Raw genomic sequence first — 17576 nt, 5'->3', positions numbered from 1 at the left:
GCGGAGCGGGATCTCCCCGGCCTTGCTGCGCCCGTCCAGCCACGAAAGCGGCAGCCGCTCGTAGTAGCGGCGGACGGTGACCTCTGCCTCCCGGACGCGTGCTTGCGAGGCACAGCGCGCAGGACGCCGCGTCCACCCGACTTCGCTGACCAGTGTCAGCTTCGCCGGGCCATCGTTCCGGACCGGTTGCCCGGCCCGTCGATCTGTCCCGCTATCCGACGCCTCGCGAAGCGCCCCTCACGGACAGGACGGTGCGGATTATAATCACAATAGGATTATTGTCAAGGGATGATTTGTCTCGTGTCCCGGCCGCGCTGCGGCACGGCGTGCCGCTGCGCAGAGCCGGAATCCCGGTTCGCGGGCTCACAACACTTGCGACGTCTCGAGAAGAAACCGGGGTCCCGCATCTGCGGCGCAGCGCTGCGCGCTGCTCCGCGTGCGGGACACGAGACGGAGGATCACCCGGAAAGCCCCATGGCGAACGAGAGGTGGAGCGCGGCGCGCTCAGCATGACGGACTTTGCCGATGTGCTCGGAGCCGATCGCTCAATGCACCGCGGTGAAGAACCGGGCGATGCGGAAGCCGGACAGCCAGTTGGTGACGGGCTCCTTGCGCACGCCGGGATTCCACGAGCCGACGATGGCGTCGACGCGGCCGACCAGATTGTCCATCGGCAACAGCCCGACGCCGCCCTGGCGCACCGGCACGCGGCTGTCCGATGAATTGTCGCGGTTGTCGCCCATCACGAACAGATGTCCAGGCGGCACAATGATCTCCGGCGTGTTGTTGAGCCGGCCATGGTCGTACAGCTTGAAGATCGGATGCGAGACGCCGTCGGGCAGGGTCTCGATATATTTCGCGGCGGTCTCGTAAGCGCCGTCTTCGTCCTCGGCGCGGCCGACGCCGTCGGCTTTCACCGTGGCGGCGACGCCGTTGATGCTGACCACGCCGCCGGTCAGTTCGATCCGGTCGCCGGGCAGGCCGATCACGCGCTTGACCCAGACCTGCGAGCGGTCGCCGGGCCAGCGAAACACCACGACGTCGCCGCGATGCGGCGTGGCGCCGAACACCCGGCCGGTCTCGGGAAACGCCACGTGGATCGGCAGCGACGCGGTCGAGTAGCCGTAAGGAAATTTCGAGGCGAGCAGCGCGTCGCCGATCAGCAGCGTCGGCTCCATCGAGCCGGACGGCACGTAGAACGGCTCTGCCAGCGCGGCCTTGCCGGCCAGCACGATCGCCACCACCGCCGCCAATTGCCCGAGTTGGGCGCCCCAGCGCCGCACCGTCCCGGCGACCATGCCTGCCTTGCCGTTCATCCGCCGGTGCCTCCGACCGTGATCCGATCCATCCGCAGCGTCGGTTGACCGACACCCACCGGCACGCCCTGGCCGTTCTTGCCGCAGGTGCCGATGCCGTCGTCGAGCTGCAGGTCGTTTCCGATCATGGAAATGCGGTGCAAATCAGTCGGTCCGTTGCCGATCAGCATCGCGCCCTTGAGCGGCGCGCCGACCTTGCCGTTTTCGATCTTGTAGGCCTCGGTGCACTGGAACACGTATTTTCCGGAGGTGATGTCGACCTGACCGCCGCCGAAATTCACCGCATAGATGCCGTTCTTCACAGAGGCGAGGATCTCGGCCGGATCGTGGCCACCGGCCAGCATGTAGGTGTTGGTCATCCGCGGCATCGGCACGTGGGCGTAGCTCTGCCGGCGGCCGTTGCCGGTCGGCTTCATGCCCATCAGCCGGGCGTTCTGGCGGTCCTGCATGTAGCCGGTGAGGATGCCGTCCTCGATCAGCACGGTGCGGCTGGTCGGCGTGCCCTCGTCGTCGATCGACAGCGAGCCGCGCCGCGCCGAGATGGTGCCGTCGTCGACCACGGTGACGCCCTTGGCGGCGACCTGCTGGCCGAGCAGGCCGGCAAAGGCCGACGTCTTCTTGCGGTTGAAATCGCCTTCGAGGCCGTGGCCGACCGCCTCGTGCAGCATCACGCCCGGCCAGCCGGGGCCGAGCACCACCTCCATTTCGCCGGCCGGCGCCGGCACCGATTCCAGATTGACCATCGCCTCGCGCAGCGCGCCGTCGGCGGCCTCGCGCCAGGCCTTGGTCTCGATGAAGCGCGCATAGGGCTCGCGGCCGCCATAACCCTTGGAGCCGCTCTCCTGCCGGTCACCCTGGCCGGCGACCACCGAGACGTTGACCCGCACCAGCGGGCGGATGTCGCGATAGCTCTCGCCGTCGGGGCGCAGGATCTCGACCACCTGCCAGGTCGCGCCGACCGACACCGACACCTGCCGCACGCGCGAATCCTTGTCGCGCACATAGGCGTCGATCTCGGCGAGCAGCTTGACCTTGGCCTCGAAGCCCGGCGCGTCGAGCGGATTGTCGTCGCCATAGAGCCGGACATTGGTGTGGGTCGGCGCCGCCGAAAGCACGCCGCTGTAGTCGCCGCGCACCGCCGCCACCGCGTCCGCGGCGCGGATCAGCGCCGGCAGCGACACGTCGGAGGAATGCGCGTAGCCGACCGCGTCGTCCTTAACGGCGCGTAAACCAAACCCCTGCGCGGTGTCGTAGGTCGCCTGCTTCAGCCGGCCATTGTCGAACGCCAGCGCCTCGGTCTGGCTGTATTCGAGAAACAGCTCGCCATCATCGGCCCCCTGCAGCCCCCGCGCGATCTCGCGGCGGACGTCGTCACGATCGAGATTGGCGCGGTCGAGCAGGGAGGTCTGGGCGAGGCTGGTCATGAGGCGGGGTTCCCTTCGGTTCGACGCTCAAGATAGGCGCTTCGCAGCCCTTCTGCGAGGGGCTGGCGGGAAGAGCGCGCATCATCAGCCGAGCTGAAGTCGAAGTCAGGTGACGATTTGTTCATCCATCCCGCCGCCGTCATTGCGAGCGAAGCGAAGCAATCCAGTTGCCGGGCAGGACGCTTCTGGATTGCTTCGTCGCTTCGCTCCTCGCAATGACGCGTCCTGCGTGCACGCGTCCCCCGAACAGTCGCTTGACAATATATCGTGCGCAATATAAATCGACGGTCATGAAATCGTCCGCACCATCCACCGCCCGCCCGCTGCGCCCGGCCGACAAGCTGAAGCTGGAGACCCAGCTGTGCTTTGCGCTGTATTCGACGCTGCTCGGGGTCAACAAGGTGTATCGGTCGCTGCTGCGCGCGTTCGATCTGACCTATCCGCAGTATCTGGTGATGCTGGTGCTGTGGGAGAAGGATCAGGTCAACGTCTCGGAGATCTGCGATCAGCTTTATCTCGAAACCACCACGCTGACGCCGCTGCTGAAGCGGCTGGAGGCGCGCGGCCTGATCCGGCGGCGGCGATCGGCGGAGGACGAGCGGCAGGTGATCGTGTCGCTCACCGACGAGGGGCGGGCGCTGCGTCAGCAGGTCAGGCACGTGCCGGACTGCCTCGGCGCCGCGATGGGCGGCTCGGTCGAGGAGATCGTCGAGCTGCGCGACAAGCTGAAGAAGGTCCGCAGCAAGCTGTTCGAGGCGGCGTGATGGCGGTCGGCCCGGTCAGCGTCCATTCGACCGTCAATCATATCGCGCGCGATCTTCATGCGGGCGATTGAATCCACCAACTATCATCCCAGCAAAAGGAAACTGACATGTCGGTCGACAAAGTTCTCTACCGTGCCACTGCCACCGCCACCGGAGGCCGCGACGGGCGCGGCGTCAGCAGCGACGGCCAGCTCGATCTGGCGCTGACCACGCCGAAGGAGCTCGGCGGCCCCGGCGGCGCCGGCACCAATCCGGAGCAATTATTCGCGGTCGGCTATTCGGCCTGCTTCCTCGGCGCGATGAAGTTCGTCGCCGGGCGCGACAAGCTGCCGATCCCCAAGGATGTCAGCGTCACCGGCACGGTCGGCATCGGCCCGAGCGCGACCGGCTTCGGCATCGAGGCCGAGCTGAAGATCAGCCTGCCCGGCATGGATCGCGCCCAGGCGCAGACCCTGGTCGACGCCGCGCATGCCGTCTGCCCGTATTCCAACGCCACCCGCGGCAATATCGACGTCACGCTGACGCTGGTGTGATCGGCTGCGCGGCCGCATTCCGGCGGCGGACGGACTCAGGTCCCGCTTCCCCAAAAGTTCGTCGTGCCCGGGCTTGACCCGGGCATCCACGATTTGAGGCGAGGACGTGCTTGTGGCCGTGGATGGCCGGGTCGAGCCCGGCCATGACGGTGAATGTGAGGAAACACCTTGCCTCATCGGCGACGTCGCATGACGCAACGGGAGCCCTCGCCGTCGGAGCGGCCTCGTCGGCCGTGGCTCTGCCGAATCGCGTGCCGCCCTATGGCAGCTTGTCGTAGCCTTCGCCGAGGCCATTGAGGCTGAGCGGGAAGCCGATGCCTTCTTCGGGGGTCTCGAAGATGATGAAGGTCGCGGTCTTGGCGGTGCGGAGCTGGCCGAGCAGCTTGTCGTCCATCACCACTTCGGCGACGCAGCCGTTCGGCAGGCAGCGGACGAAGCCGGCGCGGCCGACATCGACATTGTCGAGCTTCAGCCCGAGGCCCGACGGCAGCAGCACGCCGAGCGGCGCCACCACGCGCATCAGCTTGCTCTTCTGATCCGCGGTTTTGAGGATGATCACCGTGAGGCCGGCATTGGAGCGGTCTTCGGCGACCACGCTCTGGATCAACGCGCATTGCTCGGCCTTGGCGCCCGGCGGCGTATCGCAACGGATCTGCCAGTCGCCATGCACCGTGCGCACCGCGCCCTGCGCATCGGCGCGACCGCTGTATCCGAGCGCCAAAGCGATCGCCACGGCGCCGGCCATCACGCGCCGCGCGCTGCTGCCCAGCGCAAGGCGGCGGCATGAGACGAGCATCGGCGAACGTTCGGCTGGGGCCATCGGGATCGCTTTCAAGGCAGCAAAAGGTTGGAAGAGGTCGCGGGCCCCCGACTGATCCGGCAATGACGGCACCATAAAGGCGGCCTCGCACGCCAGCGAATCAGGGTCCCGTGAAGTTCGAGCGCTGTGCCTACATCGGCGGGGGCAACTGTCAAGCTCAGTTCACATACTCGAGCACCAATTGAGCGACAGTTGGGCACAGCAGCTTGCGCCTAGAAGGTAACGCTTTCCGGGCTGCGGACAAACCTCCGCGAGGCTGCGGCGAAAGTACAATACTGCATTGCGGCTGCATGCGAATTGTGGTTTGAGGAAAGGAATGAGAAGCATTCTTAAGGGGGCATAGCGTCGCACACCCTCGAGGATGAAAGGGCACTGCGCAACCAAGCGGCAGGTCCGGAAAAGACATAGGGGAGCGAAGGCGGCATGACGATGTCGATGGGCCGAATTGGCCGGCATTTGCTTTGCAGTGGAATTCTGGCAGCCGCGCTCGGCGTCGGCGGCGCCGCTCACGCGGTCGAAGGCCAGCCCGCGCCGTGGGAGATGCAGCTTCAGAAGGCCGCGACCCCGGTGATGGAAAACATCGTCTGGTTCCACAGCTTCCTGCTCTGGCTGATCACCGCGATCACGCTGTTCGTGCTGGCGCTGCTGGTGATCGTGGTGGTGAAGTTCAACGCCAAGGCCAACCCGGTGCCGTCGAAGACCACGCACCACACGCTGATCGAGGTCGCCTGGACCATCGTCCCGGTGCTGATCCTGGTCGCGGTCGCGGTGCCGTCGTTCCGCCTGCTGTTCTTCCAGCTCGATATTCCGAAGGCCGATGTCACCATCAAGGCGACCGGCAATCAGTGGAACTGGACCTACAATTATCCCGACGACAAGATCGAGTTCACCTCGATCATGCTGACGGACGAAGAACGTTCGAAAATGAATCCGGTGCCGCCGCGGCTGCTCGCGGTCGACAACGAAACGGTCGTCCCGGTCAACAAGGTGGTGCGGATCCAGACCACCGCCGCCGACGTGATCCACTCCTGGGCGATCCCGTCCTTCGGCGTCAAGATCGACGCCATTCCCGGCCGCCTCAACGAGACCTGGTTCAGGGCCACCAAGGAAGGCCGTTACTACGGCCAGTGCTCGGAACTTTGCGGCAAGGACCACGCTTTCATGCCCATCGTCGTCCGCGTCGTCAGCGACCAGGAATACGACGCCTGGAAGAAGCAGCAGCAGGTCGCCTCCCGCGGCGGCAAGTCCTACGCCTCGGTGGGCGCCGCCGCGCAGTGATCGGTCACGGCGCGCGCTACGTCTGAACGGGGACCGCAAGGTTCGAAGGTTTCAAGTCAGGATCTGAACATGACGATGGAAGCTGCAAGGGTTGCTCATTCCGATCACGCGCACGACGATCACGCCCATGCGCATCCGACCGGGTGGCGGCGCTACGTCTACTCGACCAATCACAAGGACATCGGCACGATGTATCTGATCTTCGCGATCGTCGCGGGGATTATCGGCGGTGCGATGTCGATCGCGATCCGGATCGAGCTGATGTACCCCGGCGTGCAGATCTTCCACGAGAGCCACACCTACAACGTGTTCGTTACCTCGCACGGCCTGATCATGATCTTCTTCATGGTGATGCCGGCGATGATCGGCGGGTTCGGCAACTGGTTCGTGCCGCTGATGATCGGCGCGCCCGACATGGCGTTCCCGCGGATGAACAACATCTCGTTCTGGCTGCTGCCGGCGGCGTTCGCGCTGTTGCTGATCTCGACCTTCGTCGAGGGCGAGCCGTCGTCGAACGGCGTCGGCGCGGGCTGGACGATGTACGCGCCGCTGTCGACCTCGGGGCATCCCGGCCCCGCCGTCGATTTCGCCATCCTGGCGCTGCATCTGGCCGGCGCCTCCTCGATCCTCGGCGCCATCAACTTCATCACCACGATCTTCAACATGCGCGCGCCCGGCATGACGCTGCACAAGATGCCGCTGTTCGTGTGGTCGATCCTGGTCACCGTGTTCCTGCTGCTGCTGTCGCTGCCGGTGCTCGCCGGCGCCATCACCATGCTGCTGACCGACCGCAATTTCGGCACCACCTTCTTCTCCGCCGAAGGCGGCGGCGATCCGTTGCTGTTCCAGCATCTGTTCTGGTTCTTCGGTCATCCCGAAGTCTACATCCTGATCCTGCCGGCGTTCGGCATGGTCAGCCAGATCGTCTCGACCTTCTCGAAGAAGCCGGTGTTCGGCTATCTCGGCATGGCCTATGCGATGGTGGCGATCGGCGTGATCGGCTTCGTGGTGTGGGCGCACCACATGTACACGGTCGGGATGTCGAGCACGACGCAGGCCTATTTCGTCGCCGCCACGATGGTGATCGCGGTGCCGACCGGGGTGAAGATCTTCTCCTGGATCGCCACGATGTGGGGCGGCTCGATCGAGTTCAAGACGCCGATGTTGTGGGCCGTCGGCTTCATCTTCCTGTTCACCGTCGGCGGCGTCACCGGCGTGGTGCTGGCCAATGCCGGCGTCGACCGCGTGCTGCAGGACACCTATTACGTCGTCGCGCACTTCCACTACGTGCTATCGCTCGGCGCCGTGTTCGGGATCTTCGCCGGCTGGTACTACTGGTTCCCGAAGATGTTCGGCTACATGTACTCGGAGACCATCGGCAAGCTGCATTTCTGGGTGACGTTCATCGGCGTCAACATGGTGTTCTTCCCGCAGCACTTCCTCGGCCTGTCCGGCATGCCGCGGCGCTACGTCGACTATCCGGACGCGTTCGCCGGCTGGAACCTGGTGTCGTCGATCGGCTCCTACATCTCCGGCTTCGCCGTGCTGATCTTCCTGTTCGGCATGGCGCTGGCCTTCATCCGCAAGGAGAAGGCCGCCGACAATCCGTGGGGCGCCGGCGCCACCACGCTGGAATGGACGCTGTCGTCGCCGCCGCCGTTCCATCAGTTCGAAGTGCTGCCGCAGGTCCGCTGAGGCGTTCGATCGAGAGCATCCGTCGCGGGTCGTCCGTCGGCGGATGCGTATAGAGAGACAGAGGTTCCGAATTGTCGGTCATAGACACCAACCAGATCGATCTCGTCGCGCCCCGCATTTCCGAGGCCGGCGTCGCCGACTACATCGCGCTGCTCAAGCCGCGGGTGATGTCGCTGGTGGTGTTCACCGCGCTGGTCGGCATGCTGCTGGCGCCGGGCGACTTTCACCCGGTGCTGGCGATCACCGCGATGCTGTGCATCGCGGTCGGCGGCGGCGCGGCCGGCGCACTGAACATGTGGTACGAGGACGACATCGACGGCCAGATGACGCGCACCGCCAACCGGCCGATCCCGCGCGGCCGCGTCACCCGGCCGGAAGCGCTGACCTTCGGCATCACGCTGTCGTTCTTCTCGGTGATGACGCTCGGCATCCTGGTCAACTGGGTCGCCGGCGCGTTGCTCGCCTTCACCATCTTCTTCTACGTGGTGATCTATACGATGTGGCTGAAGCGCTCGACCGCGCAGAACATCGTGATCGGCGGCGCCGCCGGCGCGCTGCCGCCGGTGGTGGCGTGGGCCGCGGTCACCGGCTCGCTGGCGGTGGAGCCGCTGCTGTTGTTCGCCATCATCTTCTTCTGGACGCCGCCGCATTTCTGGGCGCTGGCGCTGTTCCGCAATGACGACTACGCCCGCGCCGGCGTGCCGATGCTGCCGGTGGTCGCCGGTCAGGATCACACAAGGCTGCAGATCCTGCTCTACACCATCGTGCTGGTCGCGGTCGCGGCGGCGCCCTGGCCGCTCGGCTATTTCAGCGCGATCTACGGCGTGGCGTCGCTGGCGCTCGGCGGCTGGATGCTGGTGCTCGCGCTGCGGGTCTATCGCCATCGCACCGGCAGCGCCGCGCTGCGGGCGACGCGCAATCTGTTCAAGTTCTCGATCCTGTATCTGTTCGCGCTGTTCTCGATCCTGTTGCTCGAGGTGGTGGCGAAGGCGGTGTGGCGATTGTTCGCCTGAGGAGGTCCGGATGGACCAGCAGAGACCCGGCATCGTGCTCACCGAGGCGCAGAAGAAGCGCCAGCGCGAACGATCGATCGCGATCGCCTTGGCGCTCGCCGTGCTGGTGGCGCTGTTCTTCGCGGTGACGATGGTCAAGGGGCCGATCGTGCTGCAACGGCCGATGTGAGGAGCGAGCCAGCGATGCCGGATACGCAGCCCAACGTTTCGCCGAACCCGATCCGTCGCCGCGGTCTCGGGCGCGATGCGACGGTTGCGTCGATCTGCGGTCTGGTGGTGGCGCTGATGGTCGGCGCGTCGTTCGCGGCGGTGCCGTTCTACAACTGGTTCTGCCGCACCACCGGGTTCAACGGCACCACGCAAGTGGCCGGCGTCGCGCCGTCGTCGGCGCCGCTGGCCCGCAAGGTCGCGGTGCGGTTCGATTCCAATATCAACGGGCTGCCGTGGACCTTCGAGCCGGAGCAGCGCGAGATCGAGGTGGCGATCGGCCAGGTCTTCACCGCGTATTACAGCGTCACCAATACGGCGAAACACGCCACCACCGGGCAGGCGGCCTACAACGTCACGCCGCTCACGGTCGGCTCCTACTTCACCAAGATCAACTGCTTCTGCTTCACCGAGCAGACGCTCGCCGCCGGCGAGACCCGCGAGATGCCGGTGGTGTTCTACGTCGATCCGTCGTTCGCCGCCGACAGCGAGAACGACGCCGTCAAGACCATCACGCTGTCCTACACGTTCTATCCCGTGCGCGAGCCGGCGCCGAAGCCGCTGGCTTCGACCGCGCCCGACAAGCGCAAGGGCAATTTATAAACGACACGGAAACGCTGCACGACGACTGCCGGACTGGACTCGGCGGAGACCGAACCGGCACTGCCCATGGAGAGCACCACAATGGCCACGGCACACGCGAAACACCACGACTACCATCTCGTCGATCCGAGTCCGTGGCCGTTCGTAGGCTCGGTGTCGGCCTTCGTCATGGCGCTGGGCGCGGTCGCCTGGATGCACAACATGTTCCAGGGCGCGCCGATCCTGTTCGGCGTCGGCACCATCGGCGTGCTCTACACCATGGCGAGCTGGTGGAGCGACGTCATCCGCGAGGCCGAATTCAAGGGCGACCACACCCGCGTCGTGCAGATCAGCCATCGCTACGGCATGATCCTGTTCATCGCCTCGGAGGTGATGTTCTTCGTCGCCTGGTTCTGGGCCTACTTCAATGCGGCGCTGTTTCCCGGCGATCCGGTGCACGCCACCCGCGAGGCGCTGTTCGGCGGCGTCTGGCCGCCGAAGGGCATCGAGACCTTCGATCCCTGGCACCTGCCACTGCTCAACACGCTGATCTTGCTGACCTCGGGTACGACGGTGACCTGGGCGCACCACGCGCTGCTGCACAATGACCGCAAGGGCGTCAAGCAGGCGCTGATCCTGACCGTGCTGCTGGGCGCCGCCTTCAGCTGCGTGCAGGTCTACGAGTACAGCCATGCGGCGTTCTCGTTCGCCGGCAACGTCTACGGCGCGACGTTCTTCATGGCGACCGGCTTCCACGGCTTCCACGTGCTGGTCGGCACCATCTTCCTGCTGGTCTGCCTGATCCGCGTCTACAAGGGCCACTTCACGCCCACCCAGCATCTCGGCTTCGAATTCGCCGCCTGGTACTGGCACTTCGTCGACGTGGTCTGGCTGTTCCTGTTCGTCTGCATCTACGTCTGGGGCCACGGCGCCTCGACCATGGCCGGCGCGCACTGACGCCGACACGGATGTGCTACAAAGGGCGGCCCGAGCGGCCGCCTTTTGCTTTCGAGGCTTAACGATGATGCGCCAGCAACACTCCGTCATTGCGAGCCAACGGGTCCGGCCTTTGGCCGGCCCGATGACAAGCTCCGCGAAGCAATTCAGAGCCGCGGATGGTGGCCTCTGGATTGCTTCGTCGCTTCGCTCCTCGCAATGACGAAGCAAATGGATAAGCCGCCCGTTACTCTCGGCCAAACCGTCTGGCGCGGCGTGGCCTGCCGCTGTCCGCGCTGTGGTGAGGGCAAACTGTACGCGGGCTTCCTGACATTGCGGCCGCGTTGCGAGGTCTGCGACCTCGACTACGCCTTCATCGATGTCGGCGACGGCGCGGCGGTGTTCATGATCCTGATCGGCGGCGCCATCGTGGTCGGCTGCGCGCTGGTGGTCGAAGTCAAGTATCAGCCGCCGTTCTGGGTGCACGCCGCGCTGTGGGGGCCGCTGGTGCTCGCCACCACGCTGCTGCCGCTGCGCTCGATGAAATCGCTGCTGATCGCGCTGCAGTTCCATCACAAGGCGCAGGAAGGCCGATTGACGGAGCGCGACCCGACATGACGGCGTCGCCTGCGCGCCGGCGCGGCATCGCCGGGATGAGCCTGATCGCGCTGTCGATCGTCGCGGTGCTGCTGTCGCTCGGGGTCTGGCAATTGCAGCGCCGCACCGCGAAGCATGCGCTGATCGCGGCGCTGACCGAGCGGCTCGCGCAAGCCCCGGTGGCACTGCCGCCGGTGGCGCAATGGCCGTCGCTGACGCCCGCCGCCGACGAATTCCGCCGCGTCGGCTTCACCGCGACCTACGCGCAGCAACCGGACGCGATGGTGTATTCGTCGGGCTCGGCGGTGCGCGGCGATATTTCCGGGCCGGGCACCTGGGCGTTCCTGCCGGCGCGGCTGCCCGGCGGCGAGACCGTCGTCGTCAATGCCGGCTTCGTCCCGAATACGATGCAGGACCGCGCTTACGAGGACCGCGTGGTGACGCCGCTGGTCACCGGGCAGCCGGTGACGCTCACCGGCTATCTGCGGTTCCCGGAGGGCGCCGGGGCGCTGACGCCCGATCCGGACGCCGCGAAGCGGCTGTGGTTCACCCGCGACGTGGCGGCGATGGCGGAGCGGCTCGGCTGGGCGGCGGACGCCGGCCTCGCGCCGTTCTATATCGACCTGGAGAAACCGGTGCCGCCGAACGGCCTGCCCAAGCCCGGCCCGCTCGGCGTCCATCTGCGCGACCAGCACATGCAATATGCGATCACCTGGTTCGGCCTGGCGTTGGCGGTGACGGTGGCGTTCGGGGTCTGGCTGTGGGGGCAGCGGCGCGCCGCCGCTGCTGTCGGTTGACGTCGGGCGGGCTTGGCCGGACTCCCGGACGTCGTGTAGGATCGACCGAAAGCACCGGTCCCATTCAATCCTTGCTCGTCCAGGAGCGACCTCATGGCCGTCAGCTACAGCTATTCCGTCATTCTCGAGCCCCAGGAGGGCGGCGGTTTCACCGTGCTCGTCCCGGCGCTGCCCGAGGTCGTGACCGAGGGCGACACCGAGCAGGAAGCGCTGGCCAATGTCGAGGAGGCGATCCGTGCCATTCTCGCCTATCGGCGGGAAAACGGCATGGCGCCTCCGTCCGATGCTCATCCCGAAATTCGCCACGTGACGGTGGCCGCCTGACATGGGCGGCGGACGGCTGCCGATCATCAACGGCAGGCGTGTGATTCAGGCGCTTATGAGAACGGGTTTCGTCGTCGATCGGATTGTCGGCAGTCATCATGTTCTTGTTTATCCTGGGGACCCGGCGCGAACGGTCACCGTTCCCGTTCATGCCGGACGAGACCTGAAGCCTGGCACTCTTCGTGCGATCATTCGGCAGACCGGCCTGACGGTGGACGAGTTCAGCGAACTTCTTTGAAACTGCTTCGACCCATTGATGCCCATGGTGCATCGGATGCGGCTTGCGGCGGCGGTGTCCCGCGGGACGACCGGATGTCGCGCGGGGGCGCGTTTTCGTCAGGGGCGGTTTCCCCTGCGCGGGAAAACCCTCTATGGTGCCCGGGATTTCACCCGTCGTGAGACGAATAGTATTCGCTATCAAAGGCTTGGCCGCGGCCTAGGCCTTTGGAGGATGCCTTGACGACCTATGTTTCCACCCGGGGCGAAGCCCCGCAGCTCGGCTTTTGCGATGTGATGCTGACCGGGCTCGCCCGTGACGGCGGGCTCTACATCCCTGACGTCTGGCCGCAGCTTTCGCCCGACGCCATCGCCGCTTTGTTCGGCCGGCCGTATTGGGAGGTCGCCGTCGAGGTGATCCGGCCGTTCGTCGCCGGCGAGATTTCCGATGCCGAGCTCGGCCGGATGGCCAATGAAGCCTACGCCACCTTCCGGCATCCCGCCGTGGTGCCGCTGCGCCAGAGCGGGTCGAGCCAGTTCGTGCTCGAGCTGTTTCACGGTCCGACGCTGGCGTTCAAGGACGTCGCGATGCAGTTGCTGTCGCGGCTGATGGATCACGTGCTGGAGAAGCGCCGGCAGCGCACCACCATCGTGGTCGCGACCTCCGGCGACACCGGCGGCGCCGCGGTCGATGCCTTCGCCAATTTGAACAATGTCGATCTGGTGGTGCTGTTTCCGCATGGCCGGATCTCCGACGTGCAGCGGATGATGATGACGACGTCGGGCGCGCCGAATGTGCATGCGCTGGCGATCGAGGGCCATTTCGACGATTGCCAGGCGATCGTGAAGGGGCTGTTCAACCACCACGCCTTCCGCGACAAGGTGGCGCTGTCGGGCGTCAATTCGATCAACTGGGCGCGGATCGTCGCCCAGGTGGTGTACTACTTCACCAGCGCGGTGGCGCTCGGCGCGCCCAACCGCGTCGTCGATTTCACCGTGCCGACCGGCAATTTCGGCGACATCTTCGCCGGCTATGTCGCCAAGAAAATGGGCCTGCCGGTGCGGCGGCTGAAGATCGCCGCCAACACCAACGACATTCTGGCGCGGACGCTGAAGACCGGGATCTACGAGGTCCGCGAGGTCCATTCCACGACCTCGCCGTCGATGGACATTCAGGTGTCGTCGAATTTCGAACGGTTGCTGTTCGAGGCGACCGGCCGCGACGCCGCGCAGGTGCGGGCGCTGATGGGGTCGCTGCACCAGTCCGGCCGGTTCGTGCTGCCGGATGCCGTGCTGGCGGCGATCCGCGAGGAATTCGACGCCGGCCGTGCCGACGAGACCGAGACCGAGGCCGCGATCCGTACTGCTTGGCGCGAGGCCGGCGATCTGGTCGATCCGCACACCGCGGTGGCGCTGGCGGTCGCCGATCGCGACACCACGGACCCGACCGTGCCCAATATCGTTCTGTCCACGGCGCACGCCGCCAAATTCCCCGACGCGGTCGAGGCCGCCTGCGGAATGCGGCCGGAACTGCCGGCCTGGCTCGGCGGGCTGATGAGCGGCACCGAAACGATGAAGATCATGCCGCGCGACCAGGCGGCGATCGAACGCCACATCCTGTCTGTCAGTCGGGCGGCGAAACAAGGAGCAGTCGGATGAGCGTCGAAGTCAGCAAGCTTCCCTCGGGCCTGACCGTCGTCACCGACACCATGCCGCATCTCGAGACCGCGGCGCTGGGCGTCTGGACCGGCGTCGGCGGCCGCGACGAGAAGCCCGACGAGCATGGCATCTCGCATCTGCTGGAGCACATGGCGTTCAAGGGCACCACCAAGCGGTCGTCGCGCGACATCGCCGAGGAGATCGAGGCGGTCGGCGGCGACCTCAATGCCGGCACCTCGACCGAGACCACCGCCTATTATGCGCGGGTGATGAAGGCCGACGTGCCGCTGGCGCTCGACGTGCTGAGCGACATTCTCGCCAACCCGGTGTTCGAGGCCGAGGAGCTCGAACGCGAGAAGAGCGTGATCGTGCAGGAGATCGGCGCGGCGCAGGACATGCCGGACGACGTCGTGTTCGAATATCTCAACGAGCTGTGCTATCCGGAGCAGCCGATCGGCCGCTCGCTGCTCGGCACCGCCAAGACGCTGAAGGGCTTCAACCGCGACAAGCTGCAGTCCTATCTGGCGACCCATTACCGCGGCCCCGACATGGTGGTGGCCGCCGCCGGCGCGGTCGACCACAAGCGTGTCGTCGAGGAGGTCTCGCACCGCTTCGCGAGCTTCGACGCCACCCCGGCGCCGAAGCCGCAGCCGGCGATGTTCGGCGCCGGTGGCTCGCGCGTAGTGCATCGCGACCTCGAACAGGCGCATCTGACGCTGGCGCTGGAAGGCCTGCCGCAGAGCGACAAGTCGCTGTTCAGCCTGCAGGTGTTCACCAACATCCTCGGTGGCGGGATGTCGTCGCGGCTGTTCCAGGAGGTGCGCGAGAAGCGCGGGCTGTGCTACTCGATCTACACCTTCCACGCGCCCTATGCGGACACCGGCTTCTTCGGCCTCTACACCGGCACCGATCCGGACGACGCGCCGGAAATGATGGAAGTGATCGTCGACGTCATCAACGACGCGGTCGAGACGCTCACCGATGCGGAGATCGCCCGCGCCAAGGCGCAGATGAAGGCCGGGCTGCTGATGGCGCTGGAAAGCTGCTCGTCGCGCGCCGAGCAGCTCGCCCGGCACGTCCTGGCCTATGGCCGGCCGCTGTCGGTCGACGAACTGGTCGGCAAGATCGATGCGGTCAGCATCGAGACGACGCGGCAGGCCGCTCGCGATTTGCTGACGCGCAGCCGCCCCGCCGTCGTGGCGCTCGGCAGCGGCCGGGGTCTGGACACGGCGGTGGGTTTTGCGGAAGGATTGACCCAGTCCAAGGCCAAAACCTCGTATCATTGACGCCGCGCGCGGCGCGCAGGGCCGAGCGTCCAGCGGAGCGCGGATCGGAGTGTCGTCATGGCGCTGTTTCGAATGCCGTCCGCCGGCCCCGCCGCGTTGGCGCCGCGCGGCTTCGGGCTGTTGCTGCGCTCTCCCCAGATGGCCGACTATGTGCAATGGGCCGAGCTGCGTGACCGAAGCCGCGCCTATCTCACGCCCTGGGAGCCGATCTGGCCGTCGGACGATCTGACCCGCTCCGGCTTTCGCCGCCGGCTGCGGCGCTACGCCGAGGACATCGCGGCCGATCGTTCCTATCCGTTTCTGGTGTTTCGCGAAGCCGACGGCGAAATGATCGGCGGCGTCACCCTCGCCAATGTCCGCCGCGGTATCGTCCAGGCCGGCACCATCGGCTATTGGGTCGGTGAACCGCATGCCGGTCGCGGCTATATGACGGCGGCGCTGCGGGTGCTGCTGCCGACGCTGTTCGGCGAGCTCAATCTGCACCGGGTCGAGGCCGCCTGCATCCCGACCAACGCGCCTTCGATCCGCGTGCTGGAAAAATGCGGCTTCACGCGCGAAGGGCTGGCGCGGCGCTATCTCTGCATCAACGGCATCTGGCAGGATCATCTGCTGTTCGGATTGTTGCACGAAGATTTCCGCGGCTGAAGGCGGCCCGAATCGCCGGACACGCGAGCCTCGCCGCCTTTGGATCGCCGGCTTTGCTTTGCTATAACGCCGGCTGCACAGACGAAATTCACAGCCGGGGTGGGTGATGAGACAGGATTTGGAACGAGCGCCGGCGCGTCGGCGGGCGCACAGCGCGGTGCGGATCATGCTGGGCGTTGCGATCGGCGGCAGCCTGCTGGCGACACCGGCCTGGTCGCAATCCTTCACCGATCGCTTCAAGAACCTGTTCGGCGGCGGTTCGTCCGATCAGGCACCGACGATTTCCAATGGTCCCGCTGCCGAGAGCAATCTCACCTGCCCGTCGGTGAGCATTCGCTCGGGCGCCGCAACCTACGCGGTCGGACTGCCGGGCAAGGAGGCCAGCGGCAACGATCTGCGTTACCAGGTGGTGATCAGCCGCACCGCGCGGGAGTGCAACCTCAGCAGCGGGATGATCAAGGCGAATATCGGCATCCAGGGCCGCGTCATCGCCGGCCCGGCCGGCGCGCCGGAGAATGTCGACGTGCCGATTCGCGTCGCCGTGGTGCAGGACGGCGTGTCGCCGAAAACAGTGTTCACCAAGGCCTACCGCACCAATGTCATGATGGGCAGCAACGGCAACGTGCCGTTCAGCCTGGTGATGGAAGACGTCGTCTATCCGGCGCCGTCGGCCGACGTGAACGACGCCTATGTGTTCTACATCGGCTTCGATCCGCAGGCGCTGAAGCCGGAACCGAAGGCGCGGAAGCGGTAGAAGTGCACGGCGCGCTCCCTCTCCCGCTTGCGGGAGAGGGGTGGGGAGAGGGCGACGCCGGCACTGAGGCTGCGTTGTGCCGAGAGTCAGCTTCCCCACCCGGATCGCTTCGCGATCCGACCTCCCCCGCAAGCGGGAGAGGTTGCGCCGTGCGCGTCCCCAGGTGAAAGCACACACGAAAAAGCCGGCGCGATTGCTCGCGCCGGCTTTTTGAATGTTGTCGAGAAGCGCCGCTCAGTTGAGCTTGCTGCGGACTTCCTGGATGCCCTTGCCGAGCAGGTCGTCGGCGACCTGGCCCTTGACCGACTGCGACAGGACGATCGCGGCGGCGGACACGGCGGCCTCGGCCGCTGCGGCCCGCACATCGGCGAGGGCCTGAGCCTCCGCCAGCGCGATCTTGCTCTCCGCGGTCTTGGTGCGGCGGACGACGAAGTCCTCCAGCTTGGCCTTGGACTCGGCCGCGATGCGTTCGGCGTCGGCCTTGGCGCTGGCGACGATCGCCTCGGCCTCGCGTTCCGCCTGAGCCCGGCGCGCGCGATAGTCGGCGAGCAGCTTGGCGGCTTCGTCTTTGAGCTTGCGGGCCTCGTCGAGCTCGGCCTTGATCCGGTCGCGACGATTGTCCAGCGCCTTCAAGACGGTGCGGTGGACACCGAGATACGCGAAGATGCCCATCAGGATCACGAATGCGATCGCGACCCAGGTTTCTGCTTCAGCGAAGATTGCCATCGGC

At 66.2% G+C, this 17576-nt stretch carries 20 protein-coding genes; 16 read left to right on the top strand and 4 right to left on the bottom strand.

Annotated elements, in window-relative coordinates; genetic code table 11:
• Positions 1–545 precede the first annotated feature (545 nt).
• Together lepB and tldD are read right to left on the bottom strand one after the other, a co-directional pair.
• Positions 546–1316 carry a signal peptidase I gene (lepB, locus tag RPB_RS23120; protein WP_011443458.1) on the bottom strand — a complete coding sequence of 257 codons (771 nt, stop codon included), beginning with the start codon at positions 1314–1316 and terminating at the stop codon, positions 546–548.
• Complete coding sequence (gene tldD / locus RPB_RS23115) at positions 1313–2740, bottom strand: metalloprotease TldD (RefSeq protein WP_011443457.1); 1428 nt, start codon at positions 2738–2740, stop codon at positions 1313–1315. The genes lepB and tldD overlap by 4 nt, the downstream gene beginning before the upstream one ends.
• A 290-nt stretch (positions 2741–3030) precedes the next feature.
• Here tldD and RPB_RS23110 point away from each other — a divergent pair, with 290 nt between their 5' ends.
• Positions 3031–3504 carry a MarR family winged helix-turn-helix transcriptional regulator gene (locus RPB_RS23110; RefSeq protein WP_041798444.1) on the top strand — a complete coding sequence of 158 codons (474 nt, stop codon included), beginning with the start codon at positions 3031–3033 and terminating at the stop codon, positions 3502–3504.
• Between the two features lie 107 nt (positions 3505–3611).
• Positions 3612–4037 (top strand): organic hydroperoxide resistance protein, encoded by a 426-nt coding sequence (locus RPB_RS23105; protein ID WP_011443455.1) that lies wholly within the window; start codon positions 3612–3614, stop codon positions 4035–4037.
• A 259-nt stretch (positions 4038–4296) separates the two neighbouring features.
• On the opposite strand, the gene RPB_RS23100 is transcribed toward RPB_RS23105, so the two are convergent.
• Positions 4297–4857, bottom strand: coding sequence for an invasion associated locus B family protein (locus RPB_RS23100; protein WP_157038889.1), 561 nt, complete (start codon positions 4855–4857; stop codon positions 4297–4299).
• A gap of 423 nt (positions 4858–5280) precedes the next feature.
• Between RPB_RS23100 and coxB the strand changes: the two genes are divergently transcribed.
• The 14 genes from coxB to RPB_RS23030 all read left to right on the top strand — a co-directional run bounded on the left by coxB (position 5281) and on the right by RPB_RS23030 (position 16846).
• A complete protein-coding gene (coxB, locus tag RPB_RS23095) occupies positions 5281–6135 on the top strand; it encodes a cytochrome c oxidase subunit II (RefSeq protein ID WP_011443453.1) in 855 nt (284 codons plus the stop codon).
• Between the two features lie 69 nt (positions 6136–6204).
• Positions 6205–7830, top strand: coding sequence for a cytochrome c oxidase subunit I (gene ctaD / locus RPB_RS23090; protein WP_011443452.1), 1626 nt, complete (start codon positions 6205–6207; stop codon positions 7828–7830).
• Positions 7831–7901: 71 nt separating this feature from the next.
• Entirely contained in the window at positions 7902–8843 is a 942-nt protein-coding gene (locus RPB_RS23085) for a heme o synthase (protein WP_011443451.1), read from the top strand.
• 10 nt (positions 8844–8853) lie between these two features.
• Positions 8854–9012, top strand: coding sequence for a hypothetical protein (locus RPB_RS23080; RefSeq protein WP_011443450.1), 159 nt, complete (start codon positions 8854–8856; stop codon positions 9010–9012).
• A gap of 14 nt (positions 9013–9026) precedes the next feature.
• Entirely contained in the window at positions 9027–9653 is a 627-nt protein-coding gene (locus RPB_RS23075; protein WP_011443449.1) for a cytochrome c oxidase assembly protein, read from the top strand.
• Positions 9654–9734: 81 nt separating this feature from the next.
• The gene (locus RPB_RS23070) at positions 9735–10589 is read left to right on the top strand and encodes a cytochrome c oxidase subunit 3 (protein ID WP_011443448.1); all 855 of its coding nucleotides are present in this window, start codon (positions 9735–9737) and stop codon (positions 10587–10589) included.
• Between the two features lie 210 nt (positions 10590–10799).
• A complete protein-coding gene (locus RPB_RS23065; RefSeq protein WP_433993725.1) occupies positions 10800–11186 on the top strand; it encodes a DUF983 domain-containing protein in 387 nt (128 codons plus the stop codon).
• Positions 11183–11962, top strand: coding sequence for an SURF1 family protein (locus RPB_RS23060; RefSeq protein WP_011443446.1), 780 nt, complete (start codon positions 11183–11185; stop codon positions 11960–11962). The genes RPB_RS23065 and RPB_RS23060 overlap by 4 nt, the downstream gene beginning before the upstream one ends.
• Before the next feature lie 93 nt (positions 11963–12055).
• The gene (locus RPB_RS23055) at positions 12056–12286 is read left to right on the top strand and encodes a type II toxin-antitoxin system HicB family antitoxin (protein ID WP_011443445.1); all 231 of its coding nucleotides are present in this window, start codon (positions 12056–12058) and stop codon (positions 12284–12286) included.
• Between the two features lies 1 nt (position 12287).
• Positions 12288–12524, top strand: a complete 237-nt coding sequence (locus RPB_RS23050; RefSeq protein ID WP_011443444.1) for a type II toxin-antitoxin system HicA family toxin — start codon at positions 12288–12290, stop codon at positions 12522–12524.
• Positions 12525–12742: 218 nt separating this feature from the next.
• A complete protein-coding gene (thrC, locus tag RPB_RS23045; RefSeq protein ID WP_011443443.1) occupies positions 12743–14161 on the top strand; it encodes a threonine synthase in 1419 nt (472 codons plus the stop codon).
• On the top strand, positions 14158–15447 hold the full coding sequence (locus RPB_RS23040; RefSeq protein ID WP_011443442.1) for a M16 family metallopeptidase: 1290 nt from the start codon (positions 14158–14160) through the stop codon (positions 15445–15447). The genes thrC and RPB_RS23040 overlap by 4 nt, the downstream gene beginning before the upstream one ends.
• A 57-nt stretch (positions 15448–15504) precedes the next feature.
• Positions 15505–16092, top strand: coding sequence for a GNAT family N-acetyltransferase (locus RPB_RS23035; protein ID WP_011443441.1), 588 nt, complete (start codon positions 15505–15507; stop codon positions 16090–16092).
• A gap of 106 nt (positions 16093–16198) precedes the next feature.
• Positions 16199–16846, top strand: coding sequence for a hypothetical protein (locus RPB_RS23030; protein ID WP_011443440.1), 648 nt, complete (start codon positions 16199–16201; stop codon positions 16844–16846).
• 234 nt (positions 16847–17080) lie between these two features.
• Here the strand turns inward: RPB_RS23030 and RPB_RS23025 are convergent, their stop codons facing one another.
• Positions 17081–17572 (bottom strand): F0F1 ATP synthase subunit B family protein, encoded by a 492-nt coding sequence (locus tag RPB_RS23025; RefSeq protein WP_011443439.1) that lies wholly within the window; start codon positions 17570–17572, stop codon positions 17081–17083.
• Between the last annotated feature and the right edge of the window lie 4 nt (positions 17573–17576).

The organism is Rhodopseudomonas palustris HaA2 (genome assembly GCF_000013365.1).
In the GTDB taxonomy this organism is placed as follows: Bacteria; Pseudomonadota; Alphaproteobacteria; order Rhizobiales; family Xanthobacteraceae; genus Rhodopseudomonas; species Rhodopseudomonas palustris_J.
The sequence above is the reverse complement of the archived record's forward strand: the minus strand, read 5'-3'. Positions and strand labels throughout refer to the sequence as shown.

Bases quoted from the DNA above. Each gene is read 5' to 3' on its own strand.
- lepB (WP_011443458.1), bottom strand. From the start codon at position 1,316: ATGAACGGCAAGGCAGGCATGGTCGCCGGGACGGTGCGGCGCTGGGGC.
- tldD (WP_011443457.1), bottom strand. From the start codon at position 2,740: ATGACCAGCCTCGCCCAGACCTCCCTGCTCGACCGCGCCAATCTCGAT.
- RPB_RS23110 (WP_041798444.1), top strand. From the start codon at position 3,031: ATGAAATCGTCCGCACCATCCACCGCCCGCCCGCTGCGCCCGGCCGAC.
- RPB_RS23105 (WP_011443455.1), top strand. From the start codon at position 3,612: ATGTCGGTCGACAAAGTTCTCTACCGTGCCACTGCCACCGCCACCGGA.
- RPB_RS23100 (WP_157038889.1), bottom strand. From the start codon at position 4,857: ATGGCCCCAGCCGAACGTTCGCCGATGCTCGTCTCATGCCGCCGCCTT.
- coxB (WP_011443453.1), top strand. From the start codon at position 5,281: ATGACGATGTCGATGGGCCGAATTGGCCGGCATTTGCTTTGCAGTGGA.
- ctaD (WP_011443452.1), top strand. From the start codon at position 6,205: ATGACGATGGAAGCTGCAAGGGTTGCTCATTCCGATCACGCGCACGAC.
- RPB_RS23080 (WP_011443450.1), top strand. From the start codon at position 8,854: ATGGACCAGCAGAGACCCGGCATCGTGCTCACCGAGGCGCAGAAGAAG.
- RPB_RS23075 (WP_011443449.1), top strand. From the start codon at position 9,027: ATGCCGGATACGCAGCCCAACGTTTCGCCGAACCCGATCCGTCGCCGC.
- RPB_RS23070 (WP_011443448.1), top strand. From the start codon at position 9,735: ATGGCCACGGCACACGCGAAACACCACGACTACCATCTCGTCGATCCG.
- RPB_RS23065 (WP_433993725.1), top strand. From the start codon at position 10,800: ATGGATAAGCCGCCCGTTACTCTCGGCCAAACCGTCTGGCGCGGCGTG.
- RPB_RS23060 (WP_011443446.1), top strand. From the start codon at position 11,183: ATGACGGCGTCGCCTGCGCGCCGGCGCGGCATCGCCGGGATGAGCCTG.
- RPB_RS23055 (WP_011443445.1), top strand. From the start codon at position 12,056: ATGGCCGTCAGCTACAGCTATTCCGTCATTCTCGAGCCCCAGGAGGGC.
- RPB_RS23050 (WP_011443444.1), top strand. From the start codon at position 12,288: ATGGGCGGCGGACGGCTGCCGATCATCAACGGCAGGCGTGTGATTCAG.
- RPB_RS23040 (WP_011443442.1), top strand. From the start codon at position 14,158: ATGAGCGTCGAAGTCAGCAAGCTTCCCTCGGGCCTGACCGTCGTCACC.
- RPB_RS23035 (WP_011443441.1), top strand. From the start codon at position 15,505: ATGGCGCTGTTTCGAATGCCGTCCGCCGGCCCCGCCGCGTTGGCGCCG.
- RPB_RS23030 (WP_011443440.1), top strand. From the start codon at position 16,199: ATGAGACAGGATTTGGAACGAGCGCCGGCGCGTCGGCGGGCGCACAGC.
- RPB_RS23025 (WP_011443439.1), bottom strand. From the start codon at position 17,572: ATGGCAATCTTCGCTGAAGCAGAAACCTGGGTCGCGATCGCATTCGTG.